The 24,666-nt window shown below is 36.9% G+C and carries 27 protein-coding genes and 4 pseudogenes; 2 read left to right on the top strand and 29 right to left on the bottom strand.

Annotated features, from left to right (window positions below; all coding sequences use genetic code 11):
• Positions 1–26: 26 nt before the first annotated feature.
• From PPM_RS27775 to PPM_RS27690, 20 genes and pseudogenes are all read right to left on the bottom strand, one after another.
• Positions 27–476 carry a NucA/NucB deoxyribonuclease domain-containing protein gene (locus PPM_RS27775; RefSeq protein ID WP_014600306.1) on the bottom strand — a complete coding sequence of 150 codons (450 nt, stop codon included), beginning with the start codon at positions 474–476 and terminating at the stop codon, positions 27–29.
• A 799-nt stretch (positions 477–1,275) separates the two neighbouring features.
• Complete coding sequence (locus tag PPM_RS27770; protein ID WP_014600305.1) at positions 1,276–1,578, bottom strand: hypothetical protein; 303 nt, start codon at positions 1,576–1,578, stop codon at positions 1,276–1,278.
• A gap of 80 nt (positions 1,579–1,658) precedes the next feature.
• Positions 1,659–2,846 carry a hypothetical protein gene (locus PPM_RS27765; protein WP_014600304.1) on the bottom strand — a complete coding sequence of 396 codons (1,188 nt, stop codon included), beginning with the start codon at positions 2,844–2,846 and terminating at the stop codon, positions 1,659–1,661.
• A gap of 144 nt (positions 2,847–2,990) precedes the next feature.
• Positions 2,991–3,188 carry a helix-turn-helix transcriptional regulator gene (locus PPM_RS27760; RefSeq protein WP_025677264.1) on the bottom strand — a complete coding sequence of 66 codons (198 nt, stop codon included), beginning with the start codon at positions 3,186–3,188 and terminating at the stop codon, positions 2,991–2,993.
• An 873-nt stretch (positions 3,189–4,061) separates the two neighbouring features.
• Positions 4,062–4,475 carry a hypothetical protein gene (locus PPM_RS29010; RefSeq protein WP_014600303.1) on the bottom strand — a complete coding sequence of 138 codons (414 nt, stop codon included), beginning with the start codon at positions 4,473–4,475 and terminating at the stop codon, positions 4,062–4,064.
• Positions 4,476–4,610: 135 nt separating this feature from the next.
• On the bottom strand, positions 4,611–4,832 hold the full coding sequence (locus PPM_RS27750; protein WP_014600302.1) for a hypothetical protein: 222 nt from the start codon (positions 4,830–4,832) through the stop codon (positions 4,611–4,613).
• Positions 4,833–4,942: 110 nt separating this feature from the next.
• The gene (locus PPM_RS27745) at positions 4,943–5,365 is read right to left on the bottom strand and encodes an HNH endonuclease (RefSeq protein WP_148266433.1); all 423 of its coding nucleotides are present in this window, start codon (positions 5,363–5,365) and stop codon (positions 4,943–4,945) included.
• Positions 5,366–5,458: 93 nt separating this feature from the next.
• Positions 5,459–5,593 (bottom strand): hypothetical protein, encoded by a 135-nt coding sequence (locus tag PPM_RS30460; RefSeq protein WP_014600300.1) that lies wholly within the window; start codon positions 5,591–5,593, stop codon positions 5,459–5,461.
• 93 nt (positions 5,594–5,686) lie between these two features.
• Positions 5,687–6,577: a hypothetical protein gene (locus tag PPM_RS27740; RefSeq protein WP_014600299.1), complete on the bottom strand. Its 891-nt coding sequence runs from the start codon at positions 6,575–6,577 to the stop codon at positions 5,687–5,689.
• Positions 6,567–6,830, bottom strand: a pseudogene (locus tag PPM_RS27735) (hypothetical protein); the annotation flags it as partial. The pseudogene PPM_RS27735 and the gene PPM_RS27740, both read right to left, overlap by 11 nt.
• A 235-nt stretch (positions 6,831–7,065) precedes the next feature.
• A complete protein-coding gene (locus PPM_RS27730) occupies positions 7,066–7,461 on the bottom strand; it encodes a hypothetical protein (RefSeq protein WP_014600298.1) in 396 nt (131 codons plus the stop codon).
• An 856-nt stretch (positions 7,462–8,317) separates the two neighbouring features.
• Entirely contained in the window at positions 8,318–8,452 is a 135-nt protein-coding gene (locus PPM_RS30455) for a hypothetical protein (protein ID WP_268988042.1), read from the bottom strand.
• A 103-nt stretch (positions 8,453–8,555) separates the two neighbouring features.
• A complete protein-coding gene (locus PPM_RS27725; RefSeq protein WP_014600297.1) occupies positions 8,556–8,741 on the bottom strand; it encodes a hypothetical protein in 186 nt (61 codons plus the stop codon).
• Positions 8,725–9,855: a hypothetical protein gene (locus PPM_RS27720; protein WP_014600296.1), complete on the bottom strand. Its 1,131-nt coding sequence runs from the start codon at positions 9,853–9,855 to the stop codon at positions 8,725–8,727. The genes PPM_RS27725 and PPM_RS27720 overlap by 17 nt, the downstream gene beginning before the upstream one ends.
• A gap of 619 nt (positions 9,856–10,474) precedes the next feature.
• Entirely contained in the window at positions 10,475–11,341 is an 867-nt protein-coding gene (locus tag PPM_RS27715) for a hypothetical protein (protein WP_014600295.1), read from the bottom strand.
• Positions 11,342–11,694: 353 nt separating this feature from the next.
• A complete protein-coding gene (locus tag PPM_RS27710; RefSeq protein ID WP_025677253.1) occupies positions 11,695–12,327 on the bottom strand; it encodes a hypothetical protein in 633 nt (210 codons plus the stop codon).
• A 173-nt stretch (positions 12,328–12,500) separates the two neighbouring features.
• The gene (locus tag PPM_RS27705) at positions 12,501–13,679 is read right to left on the bottom strand and encodes a hypothetical protein (protein ID WP_014600293.1); all 1,179 of its coding nucleotides are present in this window, start codon (positions 13,677–13,679) and stop codon (positions 12,501–12,503) included.
• Between the two features lie 5 nt (positions 13,680–13,684).
• Complete coding sequence (locus PPM_RS27700) at positions 13,685–14,344, bottom strand: hypothetical protein (protein WP_014600292.1); 660 nt, start codon at positions 14,342–14,344, stop codon at positions 13,685–13,687.
• On the bottom strand, positions 14,292–14,837 hold the full coding sequence (locus tag PPM_RS27695) for a hypothetical protein (protein ID WP_014600291.1): 546 nt from the start codon (positions 14,835–14,837) through the stop codon (positions 14,292–14,294). The genes PPM_RS27700 and PPM_RS27695 overlap by 53 nt, the downstream gene beginning before the upstream one ends.
• Before the next feature lie 85 nt (positions 14,838–14,922).
• Positions 14,923–17,178 (bottom strand): ATP-binding protein, encoded by a 2,256-nt coding sequence (locus PPM_RS27690; RefSeq protein ID WP_014600290.1) that lies wholly within the window; start codon positions 17,176–17,178, stop codon positions 14,923–14,925.
• Positions 17,179–17,618: 440 nt separating this feature from the next.
• On the opposite strand from PPM_RS27690, the pseudogene PPM_RS30545 reads away from it, so the two are divergent.
• Positions 17,619–18,077 (top strand): annotated as a pseudogene (locus PPM_RS30545) (restriction endonuclease).
• Between the two features lie 133 nt (positions 18,078–18,210).
• Here the strand turns inward: PPM_RS30545 and PPM_RS30730 are convergent.
• The 4 genes and pseudogenes from PPM_RS30730 to PPM_RS27670 form a co-directional block, all read right to left on the bottom strand.
• Positions 18,211–18,298: pseudogene (locus PPM_RS30730) on the bottom strand (STAS/SEC14 domain-containing protein); the annotation flags it as partial.
• A gap of 92 nt (positions 18,299–18,390) precedes the next feature.
• Positions 18,391–18,609: a hypothetical protein gene (locus PPM_RS27680; RefSeq protein ID WP_014600288.1), complete on the bottom strand. Its 219-nt coding sequence runs from the start codon at positions 18,607–18,609 to the stop codon at positions 18,391–18,393.
• An 81-nt stretch (positions 18,610–18,690) separates the two neighbouring features.
• Positions 18,691–19,231 (bottom strand): annotated as a pseudogene (locus PPM_RS27675) (site-specific integrase).
• A gap of 54 nt (positions 19,232–19,285) precedes the next feature.
• Positions 19,286–19,576, bottom strand: coding sequence for a hypothetical protein (locus tag PPM_RS27670; RefSeq protein WP_014600287.1), 291 nt, complete (start codon positions 19,574–19,576; stop codon positions 19,286–19,288).
• A gap of 814 nt (positions 19,577–20,390) precedes the next feature.
• Between PPM_RS27670 and PPM_RS27665 the strand changes: the two genes are divergently transcribed.
• Positions 20,391–20,918 carry a hypothetical protein gene (locus PPM_RS27665; protein ID WP_014600286.1) on the top strand — a complete coding sequence of 176 codons (528 nt, stop codon included), beginning with the start codon at positions 20,391–20,393 and terminating at the stop codon, positions 20,916–20,918.
• Between the two features lie 219 nt (positions 20,919–21,137).
• Here PPM_RS27665 and PPM_RS30340 read toward each other — a convergent pair whose 3' ends face one another.
• The 5 genes from PPM_RS30340 to PPM_RS27645 all read right to left on the bottom strand — a co-directional run bounded on the left by PPM_RS30340 (position 21,138) and on the right by PPM_RS27645 (position 24,571).
• Positions 21,138–21,692: an ankyrin repeat domain-containing protein gene (locus PPM_RS30340; protein WP_230493823.1), complete on the bottom strand. Its 555-nt coding sequence runs from the start codon at positions 21,690–21,692 to the stop codon at positions 21,138–21,140.
• Complete coding sequence (locus PPM_RS30335) at positions 21,673–21,789, bottom strand: ankyrin repeat domain-containing protein (RefSeq protein WP_230493822.1); 117 nt, start codon at positions 21,787–21,789, stop codon at positions 21,673–21,675. The genes PPM_RS30340 and PPM_RS30335 overlap by 20 nt, the downstream gene beginning before the upstream one ends.
• Before the next feature lie 606 nt (positions 21,790–22,395).
• Complete coding sequence (locus PPM_RS27655; RefSeq protein WP_014600284.1) at positions 22,396–22,866, bottom strand: hypothetical protein; 471 nt, start codon at positions 22,864–22,866, stop codon at positions 22,396–22,398.
• Between the two features lie 684 nt (positions 22,867–23,550).
• Positions 23,551–23,886 (bottom strand): hypothetical protein, encoded by a 336-nt coding sequence (locus PPM_RS29495; protein WP_014600283.1) that lies wholly within the window; start codon positions 23,884–23,886, stop codon positions 23,551–23,553.
• A 397-nt stretch (positions 23,887–24,283) separates the two neighbouring features.
• Positions 24,284–24,571, bottom strand: a complete 288-nt coding sequence (locus PPM_RS27645) for a hypothetical protein (RefSeq protein WP_173364610.1) — start codon at positions 24,569–24,571, stop codon at positions 24,284–24,286.
• Between the last annotated feature and the right edge of the window lie 95 nt (positions 24,572–24,666).

The following is a 24,666-nucleotide window of genomic DNA, read 5'->3' as shown; positions in this document are numbered from 1 at the left end:
AGGTTTTAGGTTAGCGGGGATTATTACTATTTAATGATAAACTCAATCTTTGTTCCGTCCGGATAGTCATCCAGCTTGTGACCTACCCATGATCCAGCCCCACGGTTATCCTTTGGTGATATGTATCTAATGTCCGCTCCATCTCCGCCTTCGGCACACATCGCCATAGGCCATTCATCTCGGTCTTTGCCCTTGCGTGTGGGTACACCTTTAAGTGATAGTTCACGGTTATGATCAGCTCCGTCACGATCAATGGTGCATGTATTGGAATGTCCGGCTGCTATGGCATCCTTGATGTGCTGCGCTGTTTCCGGGTACTTTGCTGAGGGAAACTCAAGTTTTACAGTTTCTGCTGATACTTGGGTAGCTTGTGAAACAACAGTCGCTGTTTTGCTGGGTGTACTTTCTATCTGCTGCTGCACATTGCAACCTGCTAATAGGGCTGTAGCCAGTATGGAAATTATCCATCTAAACATATATATTCCTCCCTTTACGTAAAAACACCCCACCGGCTTGAGCCAGCAGGGTGCTACCGATGCTTTCGGATTATAATGATAGTATATAATGTTTGGGTTATTCTGTAAATAATTTATTTTTATAATATACTAATGACCTCCGCTATAACGCTCCAAGTACCTTGACTTGTCACTTGGATTCTCTCTACTACGACAAAAAAGGCCGTATCATCATCAGGTAACTACAATATTTAAATTATTACAGGCACAAGGAGAAGCTGGGCTCGCCATAAAATCCAACTGCCAACCCACTATTTCTGATAATAAAATTTAGATTTTAAAATATAAAATGTATTAGTAAACAATTATTTCAACTTACATTAGTATAAAAAATATAAAAAACACCATCTTATCTCTTTAAAATAAGATGGTGTTTTTTTTGAATACTACTTTATTTGGCACTTTAGTCACCCTTTTTGATAAAGGGTGACTAGGAAGCTCTGTTATTTTATTATTTAGCTCTGTTTTTTACAATTTGATGCTCTTTAATAAACAGACTACAATGCCTTCATATAATGACAATGAATTCTATCTAAGTGTAAGGATAATTACAGCTAAAATCACAAATAATACTATTATCAAAAAAAAACACAAGTTTTTAAGACCATTTTTGTCATTTTGTAAATGAATTCTTCTGTTAACTTCATTTTAATAGACCTCCAAAACCGAAGAGATCCTAGTCACTACAATAATATATCATACCTTGATAAAAATGTATATATTATTGTCCTTATCTTTAATCTACAAGGACTTCTGCAAATTACTCTGGTATTAGAGCATCTCTAAAATTCTGATTGTCCTGCATAAATTTTCTTTGGGCTAAAACTTTATTTATGATATTTATAAAATCATATGTCATTTTGGATTCAGCAAAGTATTTACCCTTAACAAGATCACCTTTTAGCTTATCTAAGTTGTTACTTGAAAATTCCCAAAGCAATCCTTCAAAAGAATCGGAAATTTCGATTTGTCCTCTACCGTTGACCTCAGTAATTTCATCAGACCTTAAAGTCATAACAACTTCACCCTGACGAGTTATTCTATAAGGATATTCTATGGGCATCTAGCTATTTCCCTCCTTATGTATGGAAGACAGACTTCAGTGTAGTTCTATTCAAAGAAACCCGATTAGTTTTGTTTTCATTAGACATCAAACGCATAAGGAATTATCTTATCAAGAAAATCCTTTTTAAAAAAATGGAAATTTGCTAGATCCTTTCGTAAAAATTCCACGAACTCATTTACATTCGAGGATTTCAAACGGCTAGGTGGACATGGTGGGTATTTATACTTCTCTGCATCTTTTTTATTATAATTTGAGATTTTCAAGTAAACCACGTTTTCATTTTCCCTTCCTCCTTTATCCAAATATTCGATTATCCACCGAACTGCCGTCTGTTCACCTTCCTCTAATTTAACAACTTCTACTAGATTATTGGCTATTACATCACTTATGAAAGTGTTCAGCTTATCGGAGTCCCAGTACCCAATTTTCACAAAGTAAATAAATCTTACAAATTGAAGAACATTAGAGTCTTTAATAATCAAAGCTTGAGAGGATGGTCGACTTCTAGTTGTAAGTATCTCACCATCTTTTTTATATGATGCTAGCCTTTTAAAAAACCAACCACCATTTTCCCTATAGTATTTGTCAAAGTTATTTCTACTATTAATTGAAATATCGAAGGTTAAATCGAGAATGAATAATTCAACATCATCAATATCCATCATACCGTTTTTCAAGCTATACAATATTTCCTCACGTTCATTAATTAGTGAAGACATCTTTTTTTTCGAAAACAATTCTGTAAAAGGTATTGTAATATCAACGTCATGAATATAATTTCGGTTACACTTTTCACCATCACTATCATAAGTGGGTACCCAATCAAAACAATGCATTCCAATTTGAATATCGATTGTATTTAAGTTTAACTGATCTATAATAAGTCCTGGAGACCCGGCATAATATTTAAAGAGTGGTGCTGCCAAATTCTTGCTGTAGCTTAAATATTCATCCTTTTTGTAGATATCATTATTAACCGCGCTTCTTATATCCACTAGTATTTGTCTAATGATAGTAGCAGCATTTACCTTACATTTTCCAAGTTCAAAACGATAGCTGGAGAAGTATTCAGACCGCGCTAGCTCCTTTGTCTTCGCTGAACGAAAGCACCATTGAGTAGAACAAATATCAAAGTCCAAACCATATTTACCTCGTAGAACAGACTGCATTCCTTCCTCTATTAATTTTCTATTATTTTCATCTATAGCAAATTCATCTACAACGCTTTCAATATTCTGTTCTATGTTAAATAGATATTCGCTCATAAAACCTCACCTTTATATACATTAAAATCTATACATTATCGCATCCCTTAACCCCTCTATAAACTCTATATTGCCTGTAACGTGTCTAAAATTCAGATGTAATGTTGCCATTAAAGACTCCTTATGCGTTTTTTGGGTCTCAAACTAATTTGTGTCACAGGAAAATTCGTCTATACACACCGGGCTCGTTCTAAGAATCTTTGCAATTTTTAAGCCAGTCACTACGGAAGGCATTTGCTGCCCTTTCTCTATATACTGATAGCTGCGTAAACTGATTTCGGCGTATTCAGCAACCTGAGCTTGTGTTTTATTATTTCTAAGTCTCGCTTCTTTTAACTTCATACTTTTTCATATCCACCTTCTCCTACATATTTAAGCTCTCTGATACCAAACTTATTTCTTAGCTCAGCCCCGAGTCTTTGTTCTTTAAGGGAAACAGTAGTGTATTTTCAGTTCTGTTCCTGTTAACAGAAAAAGGTAACCCCGGGTTTTCCCCGTTTAATACTACTCCTCAATTTCATTATAGTCCATTTTGTCCCTGTAGCCACTAGGTAAGAAACTTGGCTAAACTCACTTTTATAAGATGAGGAAACGCATTGAGTAGTCGATGAATATATCAAGCTGCGTAAGGCTATTTAAATCATACTATCACATAAAAGAATTACGTACTGCTCTTGGCTCTTTAATCATAACAAGCACTTTCTCTTTTTTTGCTTTAAAATCAAAAAGATCAGCGTATTTACGCCACTCTCATAAAGTCTTTAATTAGTTTATATTAAGGTCTGCACATACTAAAACCCTCATTCGTGGCGAGGGCTCACTATATGCTGCTCTCAAACAATGGATATAAACAAGCGCTATCATATTGTGTCTCCAATTTTACATAAGGTATTTCCTACTCCTACTTCCAAATTAAGAGATATATTCTTGGATCTAAATCTAAGAAACCATAACCATAACGCATGGCGTTCTGAAAAGTCCCTTGATGGAGGGGCTTTTTCTATTTTGCAGCATTATATATTTCCACATCTGCGCCGGAGTTTGTACGATCCCGTGGGGGGTGTGAAGCGTAGGCCAGAAACGTAGAGAGCCTTAGCCGGGGGATTTTGCCCGGTTTAGGCGCTTCCTAGTTATCGGGCCTAAGAACTCCAGCGGCGCGTAGCAGGTCTTAGGTGGCGATTTTGGCCTCCTTAGACCTGCTAGCGTGAAGAATAGTTACTGATCATCGGTTTCTTCAGTCAATCTAGGATTAGGGTGATCTACATCCATAATCCAAGTTTTCCCTTTCTTTACCGCCTTTACTTTTCCGGTTGCGCACATGTTTTTTACGGTACCAGGTGATTTATATTTCCATTTCTCGGCGGCTTCCTCCACACCCATAATACGTATAAGGACATTATCTTCAATAATTTCCGTCATGAGGTCAAACAATATCATTTCTTCCTCACCAAACTTATGAGCATGAGCCCTTAGATCCTCATGTATACAATGAAATGCTTCCTCTGGATCACGCCCATAAAGCTCCATGTACTTTGTAAATGCAATTTCCTTTTGTCCTTTATCCAACACTTTGCTGAACAAGACGTTTGCAATAGCAAACACTCTCTTGAGTTTTGTTTCACGATCCATAACTTCTCCTTGTTGAACCTGAGGCGGTTATTTTTTATGGGTATTCGGATTTTGTAGTGGAAATTCTCGTTTCAATTTCCAGGAGATTGGTGAGCATTTTCGTCGTACTGTGCAATTAGCAGTTACTTCGTCCATTTATCTAAAATCAACCAATTCCCGAGCCTCGTGAACTGTCAGCACCATTCTCGATCTTTTAGTGCCAAAATCCACGCGATATCCTGCATCGTACGAGTATTTCTTTATTTCGAACTCTTTGTATTTCTCAATCACTTCCACGTAATCCGCATCTGGATTTAAACAATGTTCGCAGATATCCCCTTCGAAAAACGCATTACACGGCAGGCATGTCTTAGGCATAATAACCAATCCTTTCTTCCGCTTTATGATCAACTATACATCTTGTTATAGAACAATAATAGATTTCAACAATGGACCATTACACCATATAATCCGAAGAGTCTTTTTATTTATGTTGATTTTGGTTTCATCTGGTCATGCCGATCAGGAGTAGACTTTTCTATAATGAGATTAAGATATTTTTCCTCACCACGTTTCCGGGCATTAATGGCAACTATTCTTTCACTGTGATAACCTAGGTTAATTTGCTTATCCTTAAACCCGATGTGAGCTGTCCATTTCTGCCGTTGCTCGTTGAACCGAACTCCTTTCACTCCACTCTTATTATCTTTATGCAACTTGGCTTTAAGAGCCGATTTATGTGTACCATCAACAGCATCTGTTTTTATATGGTTGGCAGCGCCCTTGTTTCGTTTGGCGACTCGCTTGCATCCACAACTCTTATAGACTACAGTTCTTAAACTACCACCAGGAACGTATGTAGTCTCACCACGTGTACACAAACGATTCCTATATTCTTGTCCCGTTATCAAGCTTTTGATCGCTCAACCGGACAACCGTCAGAACATCGAAGACCTGGTCAGTTAAATCAATGCGTTTTGGTATGTTGAACGGGCCTCCTTAGATTAGAAAAGTCTTCGCTGGTACTCTTCACCAACAGATGCATCGTTATAATTAACATAAAGTCCATCCAATTCTATGCCTGTAAATACAGCATCGGTTACAAGAGCGTATTGTTTTCCTTCGAATGTTACGTTCATTTCAATTCATCCTTTCTCCCTGCATGGTAACTTTCAAAGTCCAGATTAAGCAACTTACTAGGCATTATTAAATAGGCAGTACCTTCTATTTGATCAATCTTTAAGATACAGGACTTTTGTAGGGAACTCTTCGCCTGTAGCAAACACGACAGCCTCTACAGCATGTTCTAAGCACTCAAACATCTCTACTGTGTAAAATTCCGGGTCCAATTCAAGCTCTGCGTACAGAACCTCTTTTACGAGGTCATAGAAAACCTCATCTGTCTGAACTCTTAACTTTGAGGAGTACGAATTTTCAATTAACGATTTTACATATTCGGCTACATCGTTCCTAACGTCACGCATCTTATTGACCATGATTTCTGCATTTGCAGATAGGTCAATGGATGGTGTTTTTGAAAGCAGCACAGCTCTAGAAAAGACGTTGGAAACATCGTCATATTTCTTACAAGTCCATCTGCTTTTTCTTCTATGTCGCAGCTTATCATAACTGCTAAGCTCGTAGTCAAGGAGCGAAGAAACGCTCCCGTCCGTCCATTCAATAGTTGTATACTCGTCAGCAAACGATCCGAGCTTAATGCTTGAAAGTACCTCGTGAGCGGCAGCTACAGACCCTCCAAATTTGATGGTGATGTTGAATTGATCCCACCCCCATCGTTTACTTGGGTCTGGATCTTCTGAAACAGTAATGATCCGACCCGAAGTTGGAGTTATGAACTCCACTTCTTTAAGATAGGTAATTTTTCCGCCGTCTTCATACTCAGCCTGAGCCGTGGAGTAACTTACCTGAGCTGGAGCCCAATTATAGTCAAACTCGCCTGGGCTAGCATTGTTGGCTTCAAGATAACGGAGAAAATCAGTCATGTTCCCGTCAAGTGCGTTTTGAATCACGTCCTCTGACGGAAGGCTATCAAATACCCCCGCGATTTTCGCGAAAGACTGATACGCAAACACTGTACGAACAACATTAACTTTATTTTTCATTTTCTTCTCCTTGTGCCCGGCTTCTTGGTGAACCTGCGGCGATTTTTTCTATTATTAAGATGTATGAACTGACGGCGTTTGCCGTAATAGGCTTCATAGTAGCCTCTTCATCTAAGCGAAACACTTTCTCACCATATGAGCCCTTGTAATCGCAGTTCATAAAGCTACGATCCAGTTTATATACTGGATGGGTACCGATGATTTTAGCCATCCAAGTACGTGTTTCGCGGCTGTCAGCAGACAATTCCCACTCTACTTTTGAAGCAGCCGTTTAGAGGTTTGACCAGGCCAAACGCAAGGCTTCAGCAAAGTATTGTTTTGGACTCCCCCAAATTTCACTGCACTTTGTCTAGCAAATCCCTAAGCAGCAGTTATGATGTTCATTTTAACAACACCTCCATTAAATTTAATATGTAACTTATCGCCCACACCTATAGTGATATAGATGTGGACTAAGATCACAGATTAAGTACAAAGCGAACCTATGTTTATTGAATAGTTCTCCACCACCCATTGAATACTGTTTCCGCTTCTGTTGTTTCAGAATCATATTGATTCATTTCACCTTCGTTTAAGCCCATTTCAAGAAAACTAGAAACATACCAAATATTGAATTTGTCCAGTTCGCGTTCTTTACCATCAAACCACCAATATTCAATGGCTTGACCGTTAATATCAAGTCTAGGAGCAGTTCTCTCTCTATCCACGATAATAACCTTAACCCCCTCTCTCAAAGGATAGTTAGGTTCACCTTCGAATCCATCCGTTGTATATAATATGTTGTTATCCGAAGAGGAACACTTATATAATCTTCCATTCTGAACGTTACTATATACTTCCCGATCCCAGGAATCCGTCCCAAGGAACTCAACTTTAATAATCATTTTAAAACTCCTTCTTTTATGTATGACATGCGATATCGCATTTCCTATATATAATATAGCACGTGCGATATCGCATGTCAACGATATTAGAATAAAAAAATATCACCCTTTTTTATGCTATTCATCACCATATAGTTCCTGCAACGATTCTAGTAACCTAACTAAAGCATCGGTTTCTTCGCCCACTACAAGCTAAGACACATGCCTGTTTCGTTTCTCCTAAGCCCATTGGAAACCAGGGTACCACTAGTATAAAGTCGAACATTCTCTTCGTTCATAAAAAAGCTCTGGATAATACAATCCGATTTAAACGACCTAAGTGCATCGCTAAAAAACGTATTTTTTGAGTTTCTGTTTCAGAAAGTAATTCTTATTCCTCCCTTTCTTACCCATCCTTATGTATAAAGTGTAAGAACATGTTTAAAAATCAATCATTACAGGAATATATGTTCCCATTTTCGCAGAAAAAAACACCCTCAGATAAGAGGGGATCATACGTTCCTATGTTATATTATAACATCTCATAACACCGCTTAGGAAACAAATTTGTTAATAAATACACTTTTATCTGGGGCTATTCTTTCTAGTTGTGACTTAACCTGAAGTTCATTTTGAGGACCTTAGTAGCTGCATTGAGGCCCTTCTTCTAATGGATGCAATGCAATTGTCATAAAAGAATAAAAACACGCCCTGCAAGGACGTGTCTGATCAAGGGGAAAACTCTATGGTGTACCTTTAGTCTAACCATTGTACTAAGTATTTATACAACTTAAATGGTCCCTGCTTATTTCCCTTAAGTTATAGATTTTTCATGTTTACTAGCTCTCCAATTTATAGATATAGAATAATCACTGCGCTATCTATCCTTTCGCTTTGTTTTTTCAAGTATATCTTTTCTTTTTGCACGACGCGCTTCTATAATCTCCCTTTGAGTTAAATCCTTAAGAGGGACTGGTTTGGGCCAAAAAGGCACGATTTTTTTGTCTCTCATCCTATTCTCATCCTTTATTAAATTGATTGAATAGTAGAAAGTGTGCCCTAAATTTATCTCAAATAAACAAAAAAGCCCTTGGTTTTCAAGGGCTCTGTGGTCTTTATTTTGTTAATTTAACAAGTTGCTCGATATCTTGCTCCGTAACGGAAGTTCGCTGACCGATCTGCTTAAGCACTTGCTCACGTTGCTTACGGCGTTTTGCAATAATATTTTGTTGGGTTAAATCTTCAACTAATTTAACAGTTACAACACCGGAATCCATTGTGTAGCTAATTTGCTTCGACATCTTGGCCAACCTCCTTTTCAGAAATGAGTCGTTGTCGTTTTTGAAGAGTTAAGCAGAAAACATGCATAACTCTACGAATCTGTCTTGACTCTATTATATCATTTCCTAGTAACAGAGACAAGGAACGTTCGTCATCATCATCGAAGTGAAAACACCACACCCAGATTTCCCCTTCCAGCATGGTCATTCGAAAAGCCACAATATTTCTTTCTGGATAGGGTTTATTATGATGGGCTTGCTCCCTATCATCTTTCGCAGCAACAACGGCTGCAAAATTTACATCGGTGTCCAAATTGAGGTCACGGCTATTTCCTGAAGTACCCTTGTCTAAAATTAGTTTGAGTGTATTCCCTTCTTTGCGGTAGAGTGAGAAGCCGCAAACGAAATCCATGTCCGTAAGGCTGAATCTATCGTTAATATACCGATATAGATTCTCATTCACTTTCTTAATGATTCCAATAAGGTAAGATACAGCATTTTCAGATTTAACTAATTCTTCTTCTAGCCACCTAATGGCCTCTTCCTTTTCGTCAATTGTGAATTTTAGTTCACTAATAGTATTCTGCATAAAGTCATGCTGACTTTTTGAATAAGCAGCAATATATGCTACGCTCGACGGATCGCTGTTATTTTGGCTGAACACTGCGTTTACGATGTCATACAAACCTTCAAAAGTGAAATCGCTTTTGTTAACAAACTGCGCCCAAGTTTTTTCATATTCCTTTGGACGTCTTGACTTATATGCTTCAACATGAAATTCTGGTTGACCGATTGTTGCCATCCTTTCTATGTAAGAGCGGACATATAGATAGTAAAACATGAGGACTAAAAGCAATGTTCCGACAATACACAACCAGATTGGCCAATGACCATAGTTACCCGCAACCAAACCAGCAATGACAGGACCAATGATCGGCAATGATGCCCACTTTACAGCTTTTAAAACATTCATATACCTGAAATAGCCGAAAAAGACTTTAATCGGTCCTAGCCAAGCATTTAGACGCCAAGACTGTCCAGATTGGGTTCTCATTGTAGTAAGAACTGGGTCAAGTGTAACTTTAATCTCGTTTAGGTAACTGTGATAATTCGCTTTAACTTGTTTAACTACCATTTCTTTCACCTCGATATTCTCTCTATTGAATCATTGTGAAATACTTCCTACCTTACATGATACCTCACGCTCCCTTCATTTGATATTAAGTAAAGCCAACATGGCTTTGATTGTTTTTGAAAGAACGATATCCGGCCATTAATTTAAAAAATGGATAATTGAAAAAAAAAAAAACACTTTCCCGAAATGCAAAAAAATTCTGTAATAGATTACAGTTTTGCACTTAAGAAAAGTGTATGTTACGAGATACAGTAGCAGTTAAGTCGCATGACACTGCTCAAAGATAAATTAGTTATGTCCTGATTATAAAATAGTGCTGGTTCTATGTAAAGACACACGTAAAGGTGTTACAGGAGAGTTTGCACATTAAGTTAGGATAAGTGCAACTTCTTAAGCAGCAGCTGATACTTTCTTAAGTATAAGCTACTTTATGTTGATCAAAAGACTAATTAATTTGTTATAAAGCCTAGATGGCTTCAAAAAGAACACTGCGCTACATTCTTTCCGAACGTCCTAAACTAACAGAAATTATGTTTACTCTTCTGTTGTTGCCTCAAATCAAGTCCTCCCCCTCCACTGGTTGAACTAATTTGAAAATTAACCCCATTCAAATTCAAGATTATGTTTTCTTGTAGCTATAAGCTTTCAAATACTCATCCTCAGTGTAAATTTTTACGAAATTTGAAGATGGTATATTTAAATTTGGTCGAAGATATGAGTAAATATCCCTTAGAGTTTGGTGAAAAAATCCCTCATAAATATTTGATAGCGTCTCGTTTATCAGCCATTTTCTTTTCGTAATATCGATTTCTTCTTGATCTAAATATAAGAGCTCTGACTTATTTATAAAAGTCCAATCTATGTAATCGTTTATAGGAACAATAAACTTGATTACGTAGCATTTATTATTTCTTTCCCAATTGTAAACCAAATTGGGTAATTTAAGTAAAATAGATAAGTTTAATAAGAATTCCGGTCTTTTGTTAACATAACCACCGTAAGTTAGCACATTATCATAAGAGAAAAAGCCGTTTACTTGGTGATCTTCATATAGTTTATAAGCGATGTTTTGAAGTTGTAGCTCATTAGTATCAGTCGAAAATGCGTTAAATTCACGACTAATATCATATGTATTACTTTTATAATTAAAGCTTCTTTGTATTAAATCAAACGTTATCCCAAATTCCTTCAAATAATGCTTGAAAGGCGTATCCAAAGAAATTGCTTGTTGAAGATTTATCAAGCCGTATTTTTTTAGAGAAGTACAATTATCGTTATTGGTGGTCACATGAAGAGAAGTTAGCCATAAATCATTTTCAAGTAGATTACTTTCATCGATCTGAAATTCTTTGAGAAAGTGATCTGCAGAAAACTCGTGTGAATTAAGCAAAATATAGTCTTCGATATCTCCTTTACCCTGTTTTGTAAATTGGCTAAGTGAAAATAGACTATTCTCATAAGTTGTAATATCGTATTCAAGTTTCATTTTAATAGCAGTTTCCTCTCTAATATGACCCTTCTCTATATAGACATTTCGTAGCTTGGCTACAATTAGTGTTAATCGTCTGTTAAAGGTAATTAAGCTCGTTTACCATTTACGACGAATGATAAATAGTTCTAACGTTATGTGATTTTTGGGTCGAATAAAACTTAGACTTTCCGTTTTATGATCCTTTCAAGGTTTTAGAACCGTGCCTGCCTTTCTAGTCCACAGGGGTTCTCGACAATTTCGCCCTCACATACAAACTCTATGAGACTCGACATTGTTTAAAAATGATGTTGGATCATAGTAATCAGAAAACATAATTTATCATTTTTACTATAATAACTTCATAACAATTATTGAAATGAATTTCGTATCATTTTGCGTCGTGCTTCACCATATTGAGTACGTGCACTCTTCAATCTGGAAGCCATAGCTTTAATATTTTCGTCACTAACACCTAAAATGTTTTGAAGCTTATCCTTATGAGGATACGAAACATAACTTTTAAGGCAGTCATCTAAACTCTGGGTGCCAATTTTTTTACAAAAAGTTGAATAACTATAGCGAATCAAATTCCAGTAATACAACTTATTCCACACTGCTTTTTTGTTGCGGGGAACATCATGAAATAATGCCATCCAAGATTGATAATAATTAATATATAAATATTCGTTTATCTCATTATTTATTTTGCCCTCAATCTCTTTAAATTCTTTCTCCAAGCGGCAGAATACTTCATATTCCTCTTTCTTAACCCAGCAAATTGCAGTCTCAAGCATCCCTGAACTAGTATAATCGTATCTGTATTCTACATAATTTTTATTACATTCCAGGCAATTTAAACTAACCCTTTCCTCACTTCTATTCCAGTCATCCGCTTTTACTATCCTTGATACGAAACCCAGCCCACACGGGCAGGGTTTACTATCTTCTTTCACAATCTCCCAACTCACATTATCACCTTCAATATATATTCTTTTGTTCATAAGTTTTTTTATCCAAATACAAATTTAGTAAGGAACCACATTTATCCTTTTAAAGACTAAACCACATAATTTAATACCATTACATTGGATTTATTGTCACTATACCTTGGATCAATTTTAAAATAACTTTTAAATGATAAATAAAAATCAATTGAATTTTAAATAAGTATAAGTTAATCATTTTCCTTTAAAAGTTGGTCATATAAATAATAAATAGGATACTCTCTAAACGAATCTTGGACATTTTTTTCTAGCTTTTTATATGAATAGTTTGCCTCCTGCTTATTTTTCAATAAAACATTTACACTAAAATGAAGACTCGTATAATTAATAAAATCAAATTGAAATTTTAAATCTATTAATAAAGCAAGATCACTTTCACTTAGTTTATTTGTTTTTCTTTCCCGAATTTGCATTTCATTAATTGTAACTATAGCTTCTTCAAGAGATTTAGGTTTGTACGTTGCGCTTTCGTGATATTTTTTTAGTACAAATTCTGCGACATCTAAATAGTCAACTTTGTTTGTGAGATCAAACGCTCTAATACAGTTTAGATAAAATCTGTTTGTCACTTCACTTGCAAGTTCAATTAAAAAAGGATCAAAATGATTAAATGATTCCTTAACGATATCAAAATTAATATTTAAAGAATATGCAAGCGATTCTAAATCTAATAATACATAGGGACTATGTGGAGCCGACTCTTTTGTGATGTTATTTGTAATGACAGTTGTTGAAAAAATCTCATTGAAAACCTCTTTAGCAAAAAGGTTTACTATCTTTTTCTTTTTAGTATGGCAATAATACAATACAACCATCTTATTACCTATTTTATAATTAAAAAAAGTCGAAGCATGTCTATTGGGGATGTTTAATTTTTCAATTTTGTTATACAAATAAAAGTCAACTAAATATTTTAACTGATCAAATATATCTTCGTTTTGTTCTCTTTGTTCAATTAAAGTATCTTCTGGAATGTTTAAATCAATAAAAACTTTTTGTACATCAAGCATTAACTTATATCGTTCATCTATATTTTTTACATACTCTTCAATATCTGATCCATTCACAAATCCCCTTTTCTCGCCATCCCACGGTACTTCAAGGCTTAAAAGAATACTTTTCATAAACTTTAATGTTTTTAGTTGCAATGTAAGTGATTTGAAATTAGTTAGATTAAAGGTTAGCTTTTTTGTTCCGCGCTTATGGGTTAAGATTAAAGTATCTTCAAAGTTGCGAGTAATACATTCTTCATCTTCAGTTGTTTTCACATTAAATTGGTATGTATCACCGGATACTGTTAAGATCTCCTGGTTTTGAGCTCCTATCTTTTGAATTCTTCCTAATTGCAAAGGGACTAGGATATTATAGGTCTCATCTTTTCCGTATAAAAAAAGTCATGTTCATAAACATTACTGGTCGAATGGTTATCAGGATTAAACGTTAGGCTTCTAAGCTCATATTCTTGGTATGGAATACTGTTAGACCTATCTCGTTCTACTAAATTTAAAGGTTGTTTTTGTTGTTCATTAAGAAACCTTACACAAATAGTTCTTAAATCACTTTCCTCCAGAGCACGAAGTTCAATAGATTTAGATCCTTGCTTTTTCTTTTGGTCATATAATCTAATGATGTTAGACAATTCTTGAGGAAGCAATTGTTTATAAAAAATCTTAGAATTCATGTTCCCAGAATTATCTAGATTCAATTCAACAACAAAAAAGAGCACACCGCTCTGTTTATAATAGTTTTTAATGTGCTTTAATGAAAGTGGAAATGTACGAGTATTCCCAGACAATCGAGATACTTCCTTACCTTTGATCTGAACTTGTACTTTTCCTAAAAAAGCTTCTACCTTTTCCGTGTGGTCTATAAAAACAGTTATATCACCATCGAACGAGACTCCTTTATCTCCTTCTTTAATATCCGCAACAAGCCCTGAATATGGGCGGTTTGACTCAGTTTTAACTGCATCTACTGCTAATCTTTCTATTTGATTTGAATTTAATTTCCCCATGATTTTGTCGTCCTTCATTCATGTTTTTCTTTGCTCTCCAATTTTTTGGGTGATCAGGCTGGCCAGGATTCGGCTGATTTTTAATCAGAACCCAAATGCTCCCCATTTTTACTGCCTTTTCTTCTTGCTCAAGTTTCAACCGACATAAGTCCTTTATATAAGAAGGCTTAAGGCCCCACTTTTCTGAGGCCTCTTTTATGTCCATTATCTGTTTTAAAGGGTTTAGTTTCCATGAATTAATAGTGTTTATTTCTACTTCGATCTGTTCTTGATTAGCAACTATCTTCTTTAATCTCTGCGCTCGCCAGTTCTTTGGATGATCAGGTTGGCTCGGGTTCGGTTGATTTTTAATCAGAACCCAAGTATTACCCAATTTTATTGCCTTCCCCTCATGCTCAAGCTTCAATCGGCATAAGTCTTTTATATAAGAAGGCTTAAGGCCCCACTTTTCTGAGGCCTCTTTTATGTCCATTATTAGTTTTAAAGGGTTCATTTCGTCACCTTAAATTCTTATACTTTCTCTAAATATAAGCGATTGTGCTTATGGTTGTCTAGAAATAGTATAAAAACCCAGTGAGTTATATATCACCACGGTATATTATATCATGTGCCATTTGCTTGATAGGAGCATCCCAGCGATGTAAAGGATTTATCACCAATTTATCGCTCACTTTCTCTCTAATATCTGTGTTAACCAGATTGATTTTTCCTTTCCATTTCGTTAACTCAAGATCCACTTTTTCCTCATAATAATTCTGAGCCAAGATATTATTCATTACCTGATTTCGAATTTCCTGCTCTGCTCTATCTTGGAATTCCTTTGCAAGAACCTCGTCTGTAGGAATAACTTTGCCAACACCTTGATGTTTCATTTTATTCTCCAGCCATTTTATAAATTCCGGCGTTGTCATAGAGTTTAGCTCTACGCGATTGTATTGCAACCATTCCTTCCACTCCCAAGAAAGATAATCGGCCACTGGACGTCTACTATCATTTTGAAAAGTTTCGATTTGTAAGCCTAATTCAATGGCCTCTTCTGGATCAAGTCCTAGATTAATTACCTTTACTTTTCGCTCTGGTCGTGCAAGTGTGGCCTCCTGCAGAGTTTCAAAAATTTTTGTTCCCGCAGCGTCGGCATCATGCACACAAAAGAATTGAATTTCTTCTTCTGTTTCTCCTAGAAGATCGAAAAGATCTTTTACCGCCCTTGAAGCATAACCTTTGGACGATAGTAAAGCACAGTCATATTTTTCTGGAAATCCAACATCTCGTAAACTCGCAAAATAACCTTCTTTTTCTATAAAAATTATCTTATTAAATGTCCATGTTGGACGATTGTAATTTTGAACGGCGATCGTACCAAGTGGAATTTCTTCTCCAGTATGTGGATGATATAGTGTTCCTCGTGGATCTCGATACATTGACGGAATATCCCCGTGTTCAGCTTCATATTGAGTTAAAATGGAGCAAAAATAATTGTAATTCGGCTGTTTACCATTAAATGCTTCCATGATATATGGCCTGATCGCATAATAGAGTTGCCGTTGACTAAAAATAAACTTCCCATTCCCACTCGTCTTTGTTATTGCAGCAGGCAAATTTTTCAATACAATTTCTCTTTCTGTAAGTCCACCAGAAATTTCGATTTGATTCAGTTTTTTGGCTTTTGATACTGCCCTTTTTATCGTCGTTTCAATCACACTTGACAATGGCCGAAAATCTGGAGCTTTTCCATCGCTTGTTATTGGCATATATGGCGTTATAATGTTCAGAAAAAATTGGGCTGGTCTACATTTGACGTCAATATACAAACCACCACTCCAAATGATTGTTGAAGCTTGTTTAGTTGCAACTTTAACATCTGTCGTCACGGGCGATTTATTAACGCATATTGTTATCGAAGATTGGAGGTTCATTGGTTCACCTTTTTTTATGCCAACCCAAGCCTCAACAACGACTGGAATGTTTGCATCATATAGACCACGAGCAGACTCTATTGAAAACTCCCCTGCTTTTTTAAAATGCTCCAAGTTTGTGTAACAATCCCCGACCTCACCCAATGACTTGGCAGAAGGTGGTTTAATAGCTTCCCGTAACAACCTTAGCATATGTTCCGCATCACCAAAAGTTAATTGCTGTGTACTTGTAAGTAATCCATTGAAATCATTATGTAGACGGTTTACTATTTTTTCTGAGATTTTGGCACCTGCAAATAATGAAACAAAGCTTTTAATAGGCATGTCTGCCGCATTAACTAGTTCAAAAAACGCTTCAGAAGTGTACCAATGGGGTGAAGATTGCCCATTATATAATGATCCTTTGCTAGAAAAATTTATTGCTAATTCTCCCCAATTAAGTGTTCCCTCGTCAACATGCATACCTAATTTTACAAGAATTGAAGTGCCCATATGATCATCATTTCTAACAAACTCGACCTTACTTGTTCCATCATCTTGAGGCAATATATGATAGGTTTTCCCTCTAGTAGTTACAGTGAGGCTTCCGCCCGTTGCTATAACAGCGCCAGTGACAACTCTCAATCCATTTCCAAGCGCCCCACGACTTGGCAATCGTACTAATTTTGAAGAGATCATAGGACGATTTATAGAAAAATACTCATGTAGCCAGTCCGGATCTATTCCTATCCCATAGTCAGATACACGGAAACTATAATTGTCTACAAGTTCAAGCTTACAATCCCCAGTAGCATCTAATGAATTATCTACCAATTCTTTCACTACTAACAAAGGAATGAATTCCCGGTGAACTCCTGCCTTCTGGCAAAGAGTTTCTATGTTTCTAAATAGCTTCCAGTCTTCTCTTACTAATTGCATACAACATCCTCCGATCACTATTATAACAAGCGATATCGCTTGTCATAAATTTATCATAAGCGATATCGCTTGTCAAAAAGAAATCAATAACGTTAATTCATATGGACGATTGTTTGATTAACAGTCTATAATTATTTCATTGTAAAGGAGCGTTTATATCAGAATCATCAAATAAACTCGACTTTTATTATTAAGTTCAAGTGAAAGGAGCACCTATTTTGCATCTGATTGCAGGAATAGAGGTCAAAGCACTTATCGTAGGCTTTTTAATAGTTGGGCTAGTTTGGGCATTAAACCAACGTCTACAGGCTGGTAAACTTGCGAAACATCCCATCGTAATTAGATTTGTTGGTCGCTTACCGCATAGTAGATTAATAAATAACAATATTGAGCCTAGTGAGATCCTTGAATTACAAGATGAACTAGCACGATATGATAGAATGTATCTAACATGGACAATAAGACAGGCTATCTCCTTTGTTATTTCAAGAGAAAATGAATCTAAAGACAGAGAAAATCACATGACAATAACCGATATAGATCAGTTAGGAGGTCTCGAATTTGAATTTTTCCTTAAAAAACTTTTTGAACGAAAGGGGTATCAAGTTGAATTGACAAAGGGATCTGGAGATCAAGGTGTTGATCTCATCTTGTATCAAGGAAGACGGAGAATTGCAGTACAAGCAAAGCGCTATTCTCCTTCTCAACGAGTTGGAGTTACTGCGGTTCAGGAGGTTTGTACGGGCAAAATATTTTATGAGTGAAATGAAGCATATGTTATAACTAGCTCTTATTATACCGCCCAGGCATCTGTTCTCGCTAAAAAAGTGGGTGTCAGCCTCATCAATCAAGACCAACTAATACGGTTGCTAAATGATAATTATAGTTCCCCTTTATAATTACTAAATATAATTTGATGAGAACTTTCTCTTTTTGTAAGGCTCTTATTCTGTTGGATAAGATTTTATTACAATTGCAACATTGCGAGCATAAAAAAACAGTTGATTGAGAGCAACTGCTTCAATGAAGGTTTTATATTGGATATTCATTCAACCAAATAAATGCTTTCTCATAAATTATCAAAAAATTTTACGGATTCTTTTGTATTGGAATCGGAAAGAGCAGCCGTGTTCCGCATGCTCGGTCTTCTGCTCGTGGCCGTGGCCGCTGCGGAGCTGCACAGAATACAACATAATATTCAAACGGTGTTCATTATATTTGTTCAATATACATGGTTTTGTAGCTTACTTTGTAGTTTTCACTACGTGCTTCAAAAATGAAATTTACACCATATTGAAGACGTTCAATCTTGTCCGCTACTTCTTCCCGATTCTCTCGGATTGCCACTTTATATTCCCGATCGAGGTATTTTGCAAGCTCAGGTAGTTCCTCGATTGTAATACCGGCCTCTTCTAAAATGTTTTGAATCAATTCATCGTCTCCAAAAATGAACGGTTGTTCGTTGTGTTTTTAAATTACTAATTTAAATTTATTGAGCATAGAATTATCCTCCTATAAATGAAACCCACTTATCGCTTGATCAATAATATCTTGGTTAATCCCTATGTATCTCATGGTGATGGGCGGCGCTGAATGATTGAATATCTGCTGAAGAAGAGCAACGTCTTTGTACCGCTTATAAAAGTGATAGCCAGGTTTTCCGTAACGTATGCGTACCGATTTCAGCCAACCCAACCTCCACAGCTGCGCGGTTTAGAATACGATAGGCTTGTACACGATCAATGTTCCTACCGGTCTTCCTGGATGGAAATAATGGCTGATCGTCCCTCTTGCCCTTGATATAATCGTTAATAATCTCTCTTAGCTCGGCATTTATGGGGAACCGTTTTTTCTTGCTGGTCTTTTTCTCCCGAATTACAATATGAGATTTATTTCTTACATCCCGGACCAATAAAGGAATCAAATCACTTATTCGCAGTCCAACGTTAATCCCCATTACCATAAGAAACCAATCGCGCTCAGAACGACTTCGGAGAACTGTCTTCATCTCCTCTAACTTCGTTACGCTCCGAATCGGTTGTACAAATTCCATCAGAATCGCCTCCGTTAGTATATACGGATTAACGAACTAATGTACTCATCATATTCAATTTGTTGCAATAAGCTCTTCACCTGTAATCATAAAAGAATTGATAAGGCGAAGTATAAAGTTAAACTGACAACGCTCAGTTTTAAAGAATTCGTTGAAGAATTTTCTCCAAAACCAGTAATCTGAACTGCCCTTTTCAAGATATGGATTATTTATTTGTGCATAATCTGGAAAATCATTTATACCTCTTTTAAAATCGTCCCAAGCTATTTTGTGGGGATTTTCCTTCAAAAACTGATATTTTTCTTCATCAAATTTGTAAACTTTTAAATTGTTTTTTATTCTCATATACTTAATCCCCTTTAAGAACCGATTTATTCAATATGTTACTTGAGGTTTTGAACAGACTTCTGAAGATTCAAAACAAAGGATTTTGCAAAATCATTCGCTGCCGGTTCAGTTTCTAGTACATCGATAAATTGACGAATGGGAGTATATATCTCCTCAGTGACTTTATAAACTAGGTGTACTTAAAATTGACCTTCTTTACTTTCAATCATGATTTTTGCTTCCCAAATTTTATGCACGCTTATTATTCATAATGAACCGATTTATTCAAACTGTGTTCATGATTTATAGTACTGCCACTTAGAGTTAAGCGCTAGCACGTTCCAAGTGCGCCTGCCAACTAATCTTCTACCCATAATGCTAAGTTTTCTAGCTTCACAGTTGAGCATATACTGCTATTTTTTAATGTGAGACTTAGGAACAAGGTTATACATCGATTTAGATTACAACCTTTGTCCATATTTGCTAAAAATAAGAAGAGAATTTACAATTAGAAGAACTATCTTTCGTTTTTTATACAAGAAGTAATTCAAAAATAATAATGAGAAGACCATTCAAGGAGGGAATTAAATGGGTTTTTTAATCTTTGTACCACAGTTTTTATTCCAGGTGTTTACCATTGTTGTCGCTTTAGTTGTATATGATAGATTTTTCAAAAGAAAATAAATGGACAAGACACCTGCGCTAAACGCCGGGCTTTATACATATGACGACTAAGCAATGCGTTAATGCTGTATGGCAAAAACAAGATAACCCAATCAATCCATGGGTATTCCATACGGAATCTATTATAGTTCGATAGGAGGAAAAATTCATGAAAAAAATTTACTTAGTTTCATCAGTCTTGGTTTTAGGTTTAATTGGGGGAGCTATTGCCGTGCCCTGTGCGATCCTTGCAGATTCTGATGGTGCTGTAACTGATTCTGCAGCATCGAATGCGGCGACTCAAGGCGCTGTTATAACAACTACTGGTGACCATGTAATCACTCCGCAAAGAGCAAGTGATGTTTTTAATGACATGTTCGACAATGAGAAGAACCCAGTATCACGCTTTGTATTAGATCCTGGATACGGGCATCTTAAAATTTTTGCGAAAAACACTGGTGATTCAACCATTACTTTTAGCCTGGTGCATACAGACAGTGGAAAACAATATATTGTTAAGACGATTGGCGCTCATAAAAAATTGCTCTGGGATAGTGTAAATTCTTTTTCACTAGGGCTGCGCTCAGGAAATTATGAAATACAATGGAGAGCTAACGGCGACATAGTGCATGTCACAACATGGGGTGTGTCAGAAACTGATTCTCCCAAAGTAACGCCTCAAAGGAATAGATTCTAAGATCCCTAAGTTTTTATGGAGGAAGATATAATTCATCTGAACACAGCATGTTCTTCTCTTACAGAAGATTTAACGGGAATAATCGGGTTGTGTCATAGAAATGTGCTGAGGATTGGCAAGTGCCCATTGCACCGCCAGCCCGCTTAATCTGGCAAGATCAGTGCATCCAGCATTTTACGGTAATTGGCATCCCAGTTTCCCCGGCCGTTATTAAGTATTTCATGAGCCCACCCGCCCTGTGATTCGGATAACCTCTCCCTGCACCGTTTTCGCGTGTCCTGAAGCAGGGACGAGAACATCCCATAGCTCCTGGTGCTTTGCGGGCCATGAGGCTGCCGTTACCATGATGGGAGAGATTCCATCATGTTTCTCCAGTTTCGCTATAGGCTCATCATCAAATTGCCGGTATAGCTCCAGGAGAGCATTTTCAGTTTCCTCCACCTGATCTTTATTGTAATTTGTTCTGACGAATTCAAAATCCTTGGCAATTCGCCGCACGGATTCCTTCATCCCCGGCGTGATTGCAGCTCCGGCATCCAGCATAATTCCCGAGATTTCTGCCATGTGAACTATATTGATATTCCGGCATTGTAATAATCCTTTGGCGAGAGGTGTGTTTTTCTGCTTATTTTCTGCATGGACATTTGCACCGCGGATCACCAGATCCCGCACTGCTTTGGTCCGGTAAGAAGCTGCTGCTGAGTGCAGCGGTGTCTCATTCTGGTAATCAAGAGCTTCCAGATCCGCGCCTAGCTCAAGGAGTAAGAAGAGCATTTCCGGACCAGGTTGCAGCTTGGGCATGAATAGGGGTGCGCTTATAGTTGTCGGCAGCGTTGATGTCAGCCCCCTTCTCCACAAGCCAGCGAACCATTTCATCCGGTATTTGCCGGAAGCTGAGGGCGGTACCTTTGCTGTAACCCCCTCGGGCATCCCATTAGCATAGCTCAAATACCTTTTTTAAGGCAGATATATCATTCGTTTTAACCAGATCATATCAAAATTGGCGGGTAATGTTTTTTTCTTTTTACCCATATCATTTTTCCGCTCCCTTATAAATAGATAAATAGCAGATAACTTCTTGCAAGTTTAACATACAGGTGAATTGAACTCTAATTAATGCAGGAAGAGACTTTCTGATCTGACGAAGTGTACAACTTTAAAGGCAAACCCTCTTGCTATCTATACCAGGAGCTTAAATGACCTTTATATACCTCTTCAACATTATTTACGGCCAGAAGCTTCACCAGGCATCCAAAGGTTGACGGTCGGTGTTCAGGATATCGATCCGGCTTAGCTCGACGATCTTGGCGAAGGCAGCTTTGTCAAATTTGTTATGTTCTAAGCGATCCGCATAGTGGGCCAATTTCTTTACACAATTGAATTAAGTATCGATAAACCTTCAACTTCATTTCATTAAGGTAGTTCTAACTTTATAATTTAGTATCTAATGCACTTAATTACCGTTCAATAATTTAAGTTAATTCCTCTCAACAAAATACCTATTTGTCATATACCACGCTTTACCTTCCACAGTATTAACTTGCCCTTTATTTCTGTCTAAGAAAACAATTTCGCCACAACTTCTGCAGCCCCATTTACTCCTCTTAAACGTTGATTTAGCGACATAGGATTCCCCACATTTACACTCCACCTGAATCAATGTCTCATACTGACTATAAGCATTTTTCAACTGTTCATTTTCCTTGTTTGTCGTTATTTGATTCACTGATAAATGTTCCCTTTGCTCACTAAATTCATTATGTACCTTAAAGTCTGCTACAAGCTCCGGATTTAATCCAAAATATTCTTTGCCAACTGACGTCACGAATTTACTGCCTATTCTATAAGATTCCATCCAATCCTGTATTTGTTTGTTGGACAATGCAATAGATCCTTTGATTCCACTATTTAACGTGTATGTCATTACGAAAGGCTCAACTAAACGCATATGTTATTCTGCTCCTTTTACTCTAATAAAGTCAATTATACTATAATAGTAAACAAAATAGACATGCTTAGCCCCCCACTAAGTTCAACTAGTTTTGACATAAGAAATTTATATCTTTGCTGATTCGTTTCTTCATAAATATATGGATCAGAATATAATAGGCATGTGGGACTGTCGGTCTTTTATTAGGCAGCATAAATGCTCACCGTATATAGTTATGAACTTAACCAACTATATTTATGAAAATAATATAGAGCCATTAATGACATTTGCCTCTTTGATTTGGCTCACAGATAACGCTCCGTGAATAAGCGTTAAATTAACTCCATTGCTGGGCGCATTCTCCCAGCGTAGTCAATCTAGTTATCGGTGAGAGTAGCGTTCCAGAGGGGTACATACTGCCTCTTATGTGGGTGCTCTTCCCGCCTTAGAGCTACTGTTCTCCCAATAGAATACTTATCTTGCCTGCTCATCGCTCCGCTGCCGGTTAGTCACCGATCCCGAAAGGCTACTCCGAAATGTTCGTCGAATTAAAGCAAGCCAACTGCGGGATCTGATGTAAGGCCTTAGAAACACGAAAATTTGAATGTGTTGTCAAACTCCAGCAACCCAAAAAAATGACGCTTCCGGTTTCCCAGAAACGTCTTTCTTCATTTTGATCACCCGTAAAGAACTCCTAACTGATTAATTCATCTTATTTCGATCCCTGTTAGTCCACCTTTTGATAACAATAATTAAGAAAGTAAAAAGCGCTACAAAAAAAACAATACCCACTATTACTATAAGCAGGGCAGTAGTCATACTAAAAGCTCCTTCCTTGTCACGCATATTTTCCTGAAGGCTTCTGAAGATCTGCACATTGATATTGTACAATAATTGTAAATGGAGTGAGGGGAAATACTTTGCTGAAGAGGCTGAAAAGTCCCATTTTTCTTTTTTGGGTAATCTTTTTGTTATTCTTAACTTGGCGTATTGCCTATAAACCATCCCATTATTTATATGATTGGTTGATGGGTTCATACGCCATCTGCTTGGCTGGTCGGACTATGCCAGAATAATCAGAGGACCCGTGTTATAACTGTGTGATTAGAGAACTAATTATGCTTAGGATCTCTTTTGGAGTTATCCTAACTTTAATTTTCTCACACGAAACATGGTGACATAAATCGCTTATTCTAATTGGAGAATCCCAATTCCTATCTTACAGCGGGGGAGCTTTTATAGAGCTCAGAAAACGGTACTACCCCTGAATCAGTCACGAGACACCCTTGCTTCTTTATAATGATGCTACTATGTATCCCGCTTCGTTTTATAGTGGCCGAATGACAAGTTATTAAATCGGAATTTAAATGCTACCAATCAGTGATAAACTTCCCGTATCACGCTTGTAAAGTATCCTTCACTTTTGATGCTTTATTCAAGCGAAATATGAGAAGTGATCACGCATAAACTGAGTTAACGCATCGTTTAAATTCCTATGCTGTTTCATATATTGGAACAGGAGGGATGGGTTGAGCACGGTTTTGGAGTCATCGATACTAACGGTCCAGGATGGCGGCTCCTCAGAGTTATAACTAAATTCACTAACGATGCCGTAAGCTATACCTAGCTGGTCGATCGTCTCATGTAAAATCTTATGGATTACGCCAGTCACTTGATCAATATCACTCCGTTTCAGGGCCTTCTCCTCATTCCAATCGCTCATTGGTTAATAACCTCCTCATACATTCATGATTAATCCAAACAGGATTATAACAAAGCATCTGTTGGCTTGATATATACAGAAGCAGTGTGGACATT

It is taken from the genome of Paenibacillus polymyxa M1, assembly GCF_000237325.1.
GTDB classification, from domain to species: Bacteria; Bacillota; Bacilli; order Paenibacillales; family Paenibacillaceae; genus Paenibacillus; species Paenibacillus polymyxa_C.
Note: the sequence above shows the minus strand (reverse complement) of the source record. Positions and strands in the feature narration are given on the sequence as shown.

Coding starts and splice junctions, on each gene's coding strand:
- PPM_RS27775 (WP_014600306.1), bottom strand. CDS start 476: ATGTTTAGATGGATAATTTCCATACTGGCTACAGCCCTATTAGCAGGT.
- PPM_RS27770 (WP_014600305.1), bottom strand. CDS start 1,578: ATGCCCATAGAATATCCTTATAGAATAACTCGTCAGGGTGAAGTTGTT.
- PPM_RS27765 (WP_014600304.1), bottom strand. CDS start 2,846: ATGAGCGAATATCTATTTAACATAGAACAGAATATTGAAAGCGTTGTA.
- PPM_RS27760 (WP_025677264.1), bottom strand. CDS start 3,188: ATGAAGTTAAAAGAAGCGAGACTTAGAAATAATAAAACACAAGCTCAG.
- PPM_RS29010 (WP_014600303.1), bottom strand. CDS start 4,475: ATGGATCGTGAAACAAAACTCAAGAGAGTGTTTGCTATTGCAAACGTC.
- PPM_RS27750 (WP_014600302.1), bottom strand. CDS start 4,832: ATGCCTAAGACATGCCTGCCGTGTAATGCGTTTTTCGAAGGGGATATC.
- PPM_RS30460 (WP_014600300.1), bottom strand. CDS start 5,593: ATGAACGTAACATTCGAAGGAAAACAATACGCTCTTGTAACCGATGCT.
- PPM_RS27740 (WP_014600299.1), bottom strand. CDS start 6,577: ATGAAAAATAAAGTTAATGTTGTTCGTACAGTGTTTGCGTATCAGTCT.
- PPM_RS27730 (WP_014600298.1), bottom strand. CDS start 7,461: ATGATTATTAAAGTTGAGTTCCTTGGGACGGATTCCTGGGATCGGGAA.
- PPM_RS30455 (WP_268988042.1), bottom strand. CDS start 8,452: ATGAGAGACAAAAAAATCGTGCCTTTTTGGCCCAAACCAGTCCCTCTT.
- PPM_RS27725 (WP_014600297.1), bottom strand. CDS start 8,741: ATGTCGAAGCAAATTAGCTACACAATGGATTCCGGTGTTGTAACTGTT.
- PPM_RS27720 (WP_014600296.1), bottom strand. CDS start 9,855: ATGGTAGTTAAACAAGTTAAAGCGAATTATCACAGTTACCTAAACGAG.
- PPM_RS27715 (WP_014600295.1), bottom strand. CDS start 11,341: ATGAAACTTGAATACGATATTACAACTTATGAGAATAGTCTATTTTCA.
- PPM_RS27710 (WP_025677253.1), bottom strand. CDS start 12,327: ATGAACAAAAGAATATATATTGAAGGTGATAATGTGAGTTGGGAGATT.
- PPM_RS27700 (WP_014600292.1), bottom strand. CDS start 14,344: ATGGGGAAATTAAATTCAAATCAAATAGAAAGATTAGCAGTAGATGCA.
- PPM_RS27695 (WP_014600291.1), bottom strand. CDS start 14,837: ATGAACCCTTTAAAACTAATAATGGACATAAAAGAGGCCTCAGAAAAG.
- PPM_RS27690 (WP_014600290.1), bottom strand. CDS start 17,178: ATGCAATTAGTAAGAGAAGACTGGAAGCTATTTAGAAACATAGAAACT.
- PPM_RS27670 (WP_014600287.1), bottom strand. CDS start 19,576: ATGAGAATAAAAAACAATTTAAAAGTTTACAAATTTGATGAAGAAAAA.
- PPM_RS27665 (WP_014600286.1), top strand. CDS start 20,391: ATGAAAAAAATTTACTTAGTTTCATCAGTCTTGGTTTTAGGTTTAATT.
- PPM_RS30340 (WP_230493823.1), bottom strand. CDS start 21,692: ATGCTCTTCTTACTCCTTGAGCTAGGCGCGGATCTGGAAGCTCTTGAT.
- PPM_RS30335 (WP_230493822.1), bottom strand. CDS start 21,789: ATGGTTCGCTGGCTTGTGGAGAAGGGGGCTGACATCAACGCTGCCGAC.
- PPM_RS27655 (WP_014600284.1), bottom strand. CDS start 22,866: ATGCGTTTAGTTGAGCCTTTCGTAATGACATACACGTTAAATAGTGGA.
- PPM_RS29495 (WP_014600283.1), bottom strand. CDS start 23,886: ATGAACCCATCAACCAATCATATAAATAATGGGATGGTTTATAGGCAA.
- PPM_RS27645 (WP_173364610.1), bottom strand. CDS start 24,571: ATGAGCGATTGGAATGAGGAGAAGGCCCTGAAACGGAGTGATATTGAT.